At 69.0% G+C, this 8,995-nt stretch carries 10 protein-coding genes; 5 read left to right on the top strand and 5 right to left on the bottom strand.

Annotated features, from left to right (window positions below):
* A partial coding sequence (locus L995_RS25105) for a LysR substrate-binding domain-containing protein (RefSeq protein WP_047474071.1) occupies positions 1 to 488 on the top strand: 488 nt, incomplete at its 5' end.
* Between the two features lie 62 nt (positions 489 to 550).
* On the opposite strand, the gene L995_RS25110 is transcribed toward L995_RS25105, so the two are convergent.
* Entirely contained in the window at positions 551 to 1,621 is a 1,071-nt protein-coding gene (locus L995_RS25110; protein ID WP_016445246.1) for a PDDEXK nuclease domain-containing protein, read from the bottom strand.
* A gap of 210 nt (positions 1,622 to 1,831) precedes the next feature.
* Here L995_RS25110 and nth point away from each other — a divergent pair, with 210 nt between their 5' ends.
* Entirely contained in the window at positions 1,832 to 2,485 is a 654-nt protein-coding gene (nth, locus tag L995_RS25115) for an endonuclease III (protein ID WP_046240335.1), read from the top strand.
* 3 nt (positions 2,486 to 2,488) lie between these two features.
* Here nth and L995_RS25120 read toward each other — a convergent pair whose 3' ends face one another.
* Together L995_RS25120 and L995_RS25125 are read right to left on the bottom strand one after the other, a co-directional pair.
* The gene (locus tag L995_RS25120; protein ID WP_047474072.1) at positions 2,489 to 3,496 is read right to left on the bottom strand and encodes a Bug family tripartite tricarboxylate transporter substrate binding protein; all 1,008 of its coding nucleotides are present in this window, start codon (positions 3,494 to 3,496) and stop codon (positions 2,489 to 2,491) included.
* Between the two features lie 46 nt (positions 3,497 to 3,542).
* Positions 3,543 to 4,031 (bottom strand): DUF3237 domain-containing protein, encoded by a 489-nt coding sequence (locus L995_RS25125; RefSeq protein ID WP_047474073.1) that lies wholly within the window; start codon positions 4,029 to 4,031, stop codon positions 3,543 to 3,545.
* A gap of 189 nt (positions 4,032 to 4,220) precedes the next feature.
* Between L995_RS25125 and L995_RS25130 the strand changes: the two genes are divergently transcribed.
* A complete protein-coding gene (locus tag L995_RS25130) occupies positions 4,221 to 4,991 on the top strand; it encodes a helix-turn-helix transcriptional regulator (RefSeq protein WP_047474088.1) in 771 nt (256 codons plus the stop codon).
* 12 nt (positions 4,992 to 5,003) lie between these two features.
* Here the strand turns inward: L995_RS25130 and L995_RS25135 are convergent, their stop codons facing one another.
* Positions 5,004 to 6,011 (bottom strand): tripartite tricarboxylate transporter substrate binding protein, encoded by a 1,008-nt coding sequence (locus L995_RS25135; RefSeq protein ID WP_043789713.1) that lies wholly within the window; start codon positions 6,009 to 6,011, stop codon positions 5,004 to 5,006.
* A 143-nt stretch (positions 6,012 to 6,154) separates the two neighbouring features.
* Between L995_RS25135 and L995_RS25140 the strand changes: the two genes are divergently transcribed.
* Positions 6,155 to 7,060, top strand: coding sequence for a LysR family transcriptional regulator (locus tag L995_RS25140; RefSeq protein ID WP_197065189.1), 906 nt, complete (start codon positions 6,155 to 6,157; stop codon positions 7,058 to 7,060).
* Here L995_RS25140 and L995_RS25145 read toward each other — a convergent pair.
* On the bottom strand, positions 7,036 to 7,782 hold the full coding sequence (locus L995_RS25145) for a GNAT family N-acetyltransferase (RefSeq protein WP_047474074.1): 747 nt from the start codon (positions 7,780 to 7,782) through the stop codon (positions 7,036 to 7,038). The two genes, L995_RS25140 and L995_RS25145, sit on opposite strands and share 25 nt — an antisense overlap.
* 105 nt (positions 7,783 to 7,887) lie before the next feature.
* Here L995_RS25145 and pdxR point away from each other — a divergent pair.
* On the top strand, positions 7,888 to 8,995 hold a 1,108-nt coding region (gene pdxR / locus L995_RS25150), incomplete at its 3' end, for a MocR-like pyridoxine biosynthesis transcription factor PdxR (RefSeq protein ID WP_231574525.1).

Raw genomic sequence — 8,995 nt, forward strand, 5'->3', positions numbered from 1 at the left:
TGCTGGGCGGCGAGGCCGATGTCGGCCTGACCTACAGCCGTGCGGCGGCACGCGATATCGAGGTCTGGCACCGCCAGGTCTCGCCCGTGGTCGCCATCATGCGGCCCGACCACGCACTGGCCCGGCATGCCAGCATCACCCTGGCCCAGATGCATCCCCATGCCATTGCCCTGCCCGAGGACGCCAACACCGCGCGCCAGCTGTTCGACATTGCCTGCAGCCACCGGCGCCTGGTGTTCGAGCCTGCCCTGGTCAGCGGCCAGTTCGAGACCCTGGTGCACTTCGTGCTGCATGGCGGCGGCCTGTCATTGGGTGGTGAGGTCACCATGCGCGAGCGTGTGCGCCGTGGCGAACTGCATGCGGTGCCCATACGCGAACGCGGCATGAATGCACGCGCCATCGAGCTGCAGACGCTGGCAGGCCGCACGCTGTCCAAGGGAGTGCGGGCCTTCGTGGAGCATCTGCGGGAGCTGCTGCCTCCCGGGTAAGAAGACGAAGTAGAAGAAGCAGAGAAAGACGGAAGGGATGGACTGCAGGCCGGCGCCCGTGCTCAGCCCTGCCCGACTTCCAGGTGGCACTGTGCCCAGTGCCACTGCGCCCGGCGCGTGGCCTCCCGCAGCCGCTGGGCCAGCACATGGCGAGCAGGCAGGCCGGGCAGATACTCGGCCATCTGGACGCCGCCGCGGCCCAGCTCCAGCAGCTCGATCTGCTCCGAGCTGTTGCCTGAGCACAGCATGATGCCCAGCGGCGCATCCTCGCCCGGCTCATGCTCATGCCGATCCAGCCAGCGCAGGTAGTGCTCCATCCGATCCTTGTCCTCGGCCGCGAATTCGCCCACCTTCAGCTCCACCGCCACCAGCCGCCGCAGCCTGCGGTGGTAGAACAGCAGGTCAAGCTGGAAATCCTGGTCATCCATCTGCATGTGCCTTTGCCGCGCCACCAGGCTGAAGCCCATGCCCGACTTCAGGAAAAAGGCCTCCATCTCGCGGATGACGGCCGCCTGCAGGTCGCCCTCCTGCCAGGCATCGTGCAGCCCCAGGAAGTCGAGGATGTAGGGGTCTCGCATGAACAGCGCTGGCGACATGCGCTCGGTGGCTCGCTGCGTGGGCTCCTGCGCGACCAGCGTGTCCGCATCGAAGGACAGCACGGTGCGCTCGTACAGCCGGGAATCGATGCGGCTGCGCAGCGTGCGGGCGCTCCAGCGCTCAATGCTCGCCATGCTGGCGTAGTACTCGCGCTGCAGGGCGTCCTTGAGCGGAATCAGCGCGATGAAATGCGCCCAGCTCAACTGCCGCGTGGGCGAGATGACCAGGGGCTCATCAGGAAAGGTGGTGGAGAACTGCACCATGCGCCACAGGTTCTTTTCCGAGAAACTGCCGCCATAGCCCTGGACCAGATGCCCGGCCAGGGAGGGCAGGACCTTGTCGCTGCAGCCGGCCTGCCGCACCTCGGATTCGCAGTCATGGATGTGCTGGCCGATATGCCAGTACAGCAGGGTCATTTCGCTGTTGATGGTGGAAGCCACCCGAAGCCGCGCGGCCTCGATCAGGTCGCGGACATCACCCAGCAGGGTCTGCGCCGCCGCGATCGCGGGAGAAACGGATATCTTGCGAGTGGCCATGCGGTCGCCCCCTCCTGGTGGCGTGTTGTCTGTATGTGTGGTGTCGGCGGAATCGATCCGGCCCACTATTGCCATGCGGCCCCAGCACGTCAACGCCGCAACGGCATAACCAGACGATCTGGCCCTCGCAGACATCAAAAACCAGAACAGTCCTAGAAATCACACTTGCACGACAATGCTCGCCACATCGATGGACACGCGCTTCCCACAATGAAAACCACCAGCATCGAACCCTTCTTCGCCACACTCAAGGCCGCCAACCCCTCGCCCCAGACCGAGCTGGAATACACCAACGTGTTCGAGCTGCTGTCTGCCGTGCTGCTCTCGGCCCAGGCCACGGACGTGGGCGTGAACAAGGCCACGCGCAAGCTGTTTCCCGTGGCCAATACGCCCCAGGCCATCCTGGACCTGGGACTTGAAGGGCTGGAGGGCTACATCAAGACCATCGGCCTGTACCGCAGCAAGGCCAAACACCTGATGCAGACCTGCCAGATCCTGGTCGACCGCCACGGCGGCCAGGTGCCGCGCACGCGCGAGGAACTGGAAGCCCTGCCCGGCGTGGGCCGCAAGACGGCCAACGTGGTGCTGAACGTCGCCTTTGGCCAGCCTACCATGGCCGTGGACACGCACATCTTCCGCGTGGGCAACCGCACGGGCCTGGCGCCAGGCAAGACGCCGCTGGCGGTGGAAATGCAGCTCATGAAGCGCGTGCCGCCGGCCTATGCCGTGGACTCGCACCACTGGCTCATCCTGCTGGGCCGCTACGTCTGCCAGGCCCGCAAGCCACGCTGCTGGGAGTGCGTGGTGGCGCCGTACTGCGACTACTCGCCCAAGACGCCTGCGCCGGCTGCGGGCAAGCGCTGAGCTTCAATCGGCCTTGAAGCCCGTGGCCGCCACGGCCTTGCCCCAGGTGACCGTGTCGGAGCGCATGATGCGGGCGAGTTCGTCGCCCGTGGTGCCCGTCACGCGGAAACCGGCCTCTTCCAGCCGGCTGCGGCTGTCGGGCTGCTGCAGGGCGCGCACGATGTCGGCCTGCAGCCTGGCCACGATCTCGGGCGGCGTCTTCGCGGGCGCGACCACGCCGAACCAGGAATTGAATTGCAGTGACGGATAGCCCTGCTCCCCGATGGTCGGCAGATCGGGCATGGACGGGGTGCGCGTGGCGCCCGTGCTGCCCAGGGCCGTGAGCTTGCCGGCCTTGACCTGGGGCGCGGCCAGGGCCGCCGTGGCGAAGACGGCCTGCACGTCGCCGCTGAACAGGCCGCCCAGGGCATCGTTGGTGTTCTTGTAGTGCACGGGCTCGGGCCTGAGCTGCACGGCATTGCCGAACATGAAGGCGCCGAAGTGGCCTGGCGTGCCGGCGCCGAAGGTGGCGATGAACAGCTCCTTGCGCTGGCGCGCCCAGGCCACGAAATCGAGCACATTGCGGGCCGGCACTTTCTGCGGATTGACCAGCAGCACGAAGTCGGAGGTGACGACCTGGCTGACGGGCACAAAGTCCTTTTGCGGATCGTAGGGCAGGCGCTGGTAGGTGTTGGGGGCAATGCTGAGCTGGCCGGTCTCGCCCAGCATCAGCGTGTAGCCGTCAGGCACGGCGCGTGCCGCCTCGCTGGCGGCGATGAGGCCGCCAGCGCCCGGCTTGTTGTCCACGACCACGCCCAGGTTGCCCCATTGCTCGGACAGCTTTTGCGCAAGCAGGCGTGCCACGATGTCCGGCCCCGTTCCCGCAGGAAAGCCGACGAGCAGGCGCACGGGCTTGCTCGGAAAAGCAGGCTGGGCGCTGGCCGCGGCCCAGGGAGCCAGGCCGGTGGCCAGCACAGCGGTAAGAGTGCAGGCCACGGCGGCGCGGCGCGCCTTGGATGCAGGGTTGTTCATGTGTTGTGTCTCCTGTGTTGTAGGTATCGAAGCGGGGAAGGCCCCCTCAGAGCAGCTCGTGAAAGCGCATCTGCACGCGGTCGGGATGGCGCGCGCCGGTGCCGAAGAACAGGCGTTCGTTGATCCAGCCCAGCGCCCGGCTGGCCGTCTCCATGCGGGGCGCGCAGCGGAAATAGATGTGCACGGGGTCCACGGGCTCGCCGCGCGCCAGCTTTGCCATGTGCGCCGGGTCGCCGCTGCGCAGGGCCTGGTTGCAGACATAGATCAGGTCGCCGGCATCGGTCTCCAGCACATAGCGCGCGTCGAGTTCGGCCAGCCCGCCGTGCACGATGCGCTGGAAGTCCGCGCCTCCGGGCAGCACGCGCGCGCTCCAGCCGTCGCCCCGGGCCGTGCCGCCCAGGATGGGGATCAGCCGGCGCCCGCCGTGCGCCGTGGCACCGACCTCCTGCGGCGGGCCCACCTGCACGCTCAGGTCGGCGAAGAAGCGAAAGCGCGGATCGGGCAAGGCCGCAAGCTGCGGCACGTCATCTGGCATGGTTCTGGGGCTCCGGTGAATGGGATCGGGACCTAGCATAAGCACCATTGCCCGGGCAGGCCGTCATCCCGGAAGATGACAGCGCCCTGCCCGCCCCTGCCTTCCCCCTTGAGACACTGGACCTGCCCCTCCCCCGCCCTTGACGCCAGCGCCTTGCCCGGCCAGGCGTCAAGCCATGCGCTGGGCCAGATGGTGTCCAGCCTGGGTGGGCCGGGCTTCGCCCTGCAGGTGCTGCAGGCCATGAACGCGCTGCTGCCTGTCGCCTCCTGGTCGGTCTACCGCACGGGGCAGCGCAGCCGGCCGCAGCTGTTCCTGTCGGCCAGCAGCGAGGCGCGCGACACCACGCGCGAGTGCTGGCGCGCCTATCTCTCAGGCCCCCATCTGCGCGACAGCACGTGGAAGCACGGCGGCACAGCGCCGGCACGCAGCACGGCGCTGTGCCACATCACGGCCCAGGAGGTGGAAGGCGAGCACCGCGCCCTGGTCTACGACGCGCACGGCATGGCCGAGCGGGTGTCCATCGTCGAGCATCAGGACGACGGCGGTGTGTTTGCCGTCAATTTCTATCGCCACCAGCACCAGAGGGCACTGGGCGATGCGCAGATCGGCTGCTTCGAGAGCATGGCGCCCGTGCTGCTGGCCCTGGCGCACAAGCACATTGCGCTGACGCAGGCGCAGCCCGCCGTGGCTTCGGCATCGGCGTCCCCAGCCCTCCAGCCCAGACAGCGCCAGACATTGCCCGCCCTGCGCATGCGCCTGCTGCAGGCACAGCCCGGCCTGACGCCGCGCGAACTCGATGTGTGCGCCCGTTTGCTGCAGGGCATGACGCATGAGGGCATTGCCTGCGACCTGTCCCTCAGCCTGCCCACCGTCAAGACCTACCGTAACCGCGCATTTGCACGGCTGGGCATCCACTTTCGCAGCGAGCTGTTCGCGCTGGCCATGGAGCCGCAGGGCTGAAGGGGCCGGGGCTCAGTCCAGCGAGGCGCCGGAGTCCTTCACAATGCGCGCCCACTTGGCGATGTCCTCGCGCAGCAGGGCCGCCATCCGGTCCGGTGACACGGGCTTGTCGGCCGGGCCGGCCAGCTCCACGCCGGAGGCTTCGAGCTTGCCCCGCAGATCGCCGGCCGCCAGCGCGCGGGCCATGCCGTCCTGCAACTGCGCCAGCACCGGCGCGGGCACGCCTTCAGGAGCAAACAGCCCCACCCACAGCGTGCCGTTGTAGCCGGGCACGGTCTCGCCAATGGTGGGCACATCGGGCAGCAGCGGCGATCGCGCCGCGCCGCTCACGGCCAGCGCGCGCAGCCGGCCGGCCTGGATATGGGGCAGCGTTGACGGCAGGCTGCCGAACAGCAGCGGCACCTGCCCGCCCAGCACATCGTTGAGCGCGGGCGCCACGCCCTTGTAGGGCACGTGCTGCAGCTGGATGCCCGCCATGCTGTTGAGCATCTCGCCCAGCAGATGGTTGAGCGTGCCGTTGCCGGCCGAGGCATAGCGGAACTCGTCGGGCCGGCCCCGGGCCATGGCGATCAGCTCGGGCACGGATTTGGCCGCAAAGCCGGGATGGGCCAGCAGCACATTGGGCACGGAGCCGATCAGGCCGATGGGCCGGAAGTCCTTCACCGGATCGAAGCCCGGCTTGCGGTACAGCGCGGGGTTGATGGCCTGGCTGCTGCTGATGGTCATCAGCAGCGTATGCCCGTCGCGCGGCGCCTTGGCCACGGCCTGGGTGCCGATGTTGCCGCCCGCACCAGGCCGGTTCTCGACCACCACGCTGGCGCCCAGCACCTCGGCCAGCTTCTGGCTTACCAGCCGGCCCACGATGTCGTTGGTGCCGCCCGGCGCCTGCGGGACGATCATCACGATGGGCCGCGCGGGCCAGGCCTGGGCATGGCCCAGCAGTGGCAAGGCGAGTGCGGCGGCCAGCAGGCTTCGGCGGTGCAAAAGGCTCGACGGCAGGGGAAAGGAAGAATCCGGCATGGTCATGTCTCCATTTGTTCTTGTCGCAAGCCCGCATGGTTGCCCGTGCCGGGCCAGCGCACAATCGCGCATTTCCTGACCCGGCCTTCGGAATTGACAAAGCCTTGACCCCGCCCATGCCCTCTTCGCCTTTCATGCCCCTCATGCACTTCGACCTGACGGACCTGCGCCTGTTCGTGCATGCCGCCGAACTGGGCAGCCTCACGCGCGCCTCGCAAAGGCAGCACCTGTCCCTGGCCGCAGCCAGCCTGCGCATCAAGGCGCTGGAGGAGCAGGCGGGCATGCCCCTGCTGTACCGCGAGGCGCGTGGCGTGCGCCCCACGCCGGCCGGCGAAGCCTTCCTGCACCATGCGCGCGGCATGCTGCTGCAGTCCGAGCAGCTGCGCCACGACCTGCAGGAGTACGGCGCCGGCCTGCGCGGCCATGTGCGGGTGTTTGCCAACACCACGGCCGTGACCGACTTTCTTCCCGAGATCCTGCCCGCCTTTCTTGCCGACCACCCGCGCGTGAATGTGGACCTGCAGGAGCGGCCCAACGCCGAGATCGCGCGCGGCGTGCTCGATGGCCGGGCCGACCTGGGCATCGTGGCCGGCCAGGTGGACACGCTGGGCCTGCAGACCATCCACTTCAGCACCGACCGGCTGGTGCTGGCCACGCCGCGCGGCCACCGATTTGCGCGGCGCAAGCGCATTGCGTTTGCCGAGACGCTGGACGAGGACGCCATCGGCATGCAGCAGGGCAGCACGCTGCAGACCTTTCTGGCGGGTGTGACCGAGCGCCTGGGCAAGCCCATGAAGCTGCGCATACAGCTGTCCAGCTTCGACGCCATGTGCCGCATGATCGGCGCCGGCGTGGGAATCGGCATCGTTCCCGAGAGCGCTGCGCGGCGCAACCGCGAAAGCATGGGGCTGGCGCTGATCGATCTGACCGATGCCTGGAGCGTGCGCGAGCGCCGCATCCTCGTGCGCGACCAGGGCCGGCTGCCGCGCCATGCGCAGGCCCTGATCGAGGTGCTGCAGGCCTACTACGCCACGCCGGCAGGCTCCTGAGCCGGCTGCGCTCCCGGCTCCATCAGGCTGGACAGCGAACGCAGCTGCCCGCCCTGCGCATCGAAGTTGCCCGGCTCCAGCCAGCGCTGGTAGGCCGCGCGCAGCGCCGGCCATTCGCTGTCGATGATGGAGAACCAGGCCGTGTCGCGGCTGCGGCCCTTGTAGACCACGGCCTGGCGGAACACCCCCTCGAACCGGAAGCCCAGGCGCGCCGCTGCGGCACGCGACGGCGCGTTCAGGCTGTCGCACTTCCACTCGTAGCGGCGGTAGCCCAGCTCGTCGAAGGCGCGCTGCATCAGCAGGAACTGCGCCTCGGTGGCCGCACGCGTGCGCTTGAGCTGGCGCGAGTAGCAGACAAAGCCCACTTCCATCACGCCGCTGGCCGTGTCCACGCGCATCAGCGCCAGCGAGCCGATGGCACGGCCCGTGGCCAGGTCGATGACGGCGTGGTGCAGCGGGTCATCGCTGGCCTGGGCGGCCTCGGCAAAGCGCAGATAGGCCTGGGCATCCGCGAAGGGGCCCACCGACATGTAGGTCCAGTCGCTGGCGTCCGTCGCCTGGCTGAAGGCATCGAACAGATCGGCTGCATGGCGCGCGGCGGACAGCGGCTCCAGCCGGCAGTAGCGGCCTTGCATGGGCGTGCGCGGCGGGCGCTGGCGCGGGGTCCATCCGGGCAGGTCGTGGCCTACGGGTTGGGAGTGGGCATTGAGTGCGGGGGGCATGGGAGATTCCTGGTCAGGTCATTTGGCAGGGCCACGATAGCGCCCGCGTGGCATCATTGAAAGCGCCATATCCCCCTTATTTCATGGTGCCACGCCGTCCATTGCATGCACGCTTTCGACCTGCTGACCAGTCCCTTGCAATCCGGCCCTGGAGCGGCTCCCCGCCAGCGCCAGCTGATCCAGCGCCTGAAGCAGGCCATCCTGGCGGGCCGGCTGCCGGCCGGTGACCGCCTGCCGGCCTCGCGCTCGCTGTCGGAGGATCTGGGAGTCTCGCGCAACACCGTGCTCATCGCCTACGAGCAACTGGCGGCCGAAGGCTATGTGGTCGCCGACCGGCAGGGCACGCGCGTGGCGGCTGTGTCCACCCATTCCACGGCAGCCGCCGAGGCGGCCGCCGCGCCCCCCTGCGCACACCGCACGGCCCGGCGCCTGGACCGCATCGCGCCCACGCGCCATGCCATCGACCGCAGCCTGCCCCTGACACCGGGCACGCCCGCCCTGGACAGGTTTCCCCTGCCCGCCTGGCGCCGTTCGCAGGACCGCGCATTGCGCCTTCCCGCCAGCGCCACGCTGGACTATGGCGATCCTGCGGGCGAGCCTGCGCTGCGCCAGGCCATTGCGCAGCACCTGCGCATCTCGCGCGGCGTGCGCTGCGATGCCTCGCGCATCATCGTCACCGAAGGCGCCCAGGGTGCGCTGGACCTGTGCGTGCAACTGCTCACCAACCCGGGCGACCATGCCTGGCTGGAGGAGCCCGGCTACCGGGGCGCCAAGTCGGCCTTTGCGGGGGGAGACCTGTGCGTCAGCACACTGCGCGTGGATGCCGATGGCGCAGCCATCGCCCCCGGCCTGTGGGACAGCCATCCTCCACGGCTGATCCAGATCACGCCCTCGCACCAATATCCCACGGGCGCCGTGCTGTCGGTGGCGCGCCGGCTGGACCTGCTGGAGCGCGCGCGCCGCGCGGGCGCGTGGATCATCGAAGACGACTACGACAGCGAATTCCGCCACCAGGGCACGCCCATCGCCGCCATGCAGGGCCAGGTGCCGGACGCGCCCGTGCTCTATGTGGGCACCTTCAGCAAGACCATGTTCCCGGCACTGCGCCTGGGCTTTGTGGTGCTGCCGCAGTCCCTGGCCACCAGCGCGGCATCCGCCGTGCAGGAGATGCTGCGCGGCGGCCACCGCCTGGAGCAGCTGGCCATGGCGGACT

The organism is Delftia sp. ZNC0008, from assembly GCF_000799035.1.
Taxonomy (GTDB): Bacteria; Pseudomonadota; Gammaproteobacteria; order Burkholderiales; family Burkholderiaceae_C; genus Comamonas; species Comamonas tsuruhatensis.

Bases quoted from the DNA above. Each gene is read 5' to 3' on its own strand.
- nth (WP_046240335.1), top strand. From the start codon at position 1,832: ATGAAAACCACCAGCATCGAACCCTTCTTCGCCACACTCAAGGCCGCC.
- L995_RS25125 (WP_047474073.1), bottom strand. From the start codon at position 4,031: ATGCCAGATGACGTGCCGCAGCTTGCGGCCTTGCCCGATCCGCGCTTT.
- L995_RS25110 (WP_016445246.1), bottom strand. From the start codon at position 1,621: ATGGCCACTCGCAAGATATCCGTTTCTCCCGCGATCGCGGCGGCGCAG.
- L995_RS25130 (WP_047474088.1), top strand. From the start codon at position 4,221: ATGGTGTCCAGCCTGGGTGGGCCGGGCTTCGCCCTGCAGGTGCTGCAG.
- L995_RS25140 (WP_197065189.1), top strand. From the start codon at position 6,155: ATGCACTTCGACCTGACGGACCTGCGCCTGTTCGTGCATGCCGCCGAA.
- L995_RS25145 (WP_047474074.1), bottom strand. From the start codon at position 7,782: ATGCCCCCCGCACTCAATGCCCACTCCCAACCCGTAGGCCACGACCTG.
- L995_RS25120 (WP_047474072.1), bottom strand. From the start codon at position 3,496: ATGAACAACCCTGCATCCAAGGCGCGCCGCGCCGCCGTGGCCTGCACT.
- L995_RS25135 (WP_043789713.1), bottom strand. From the start codon at position 6,011: ATGCCGGATTCTTCCTTTCCCCTGCCGTCGAGCCTTTTGCACCGCCGA.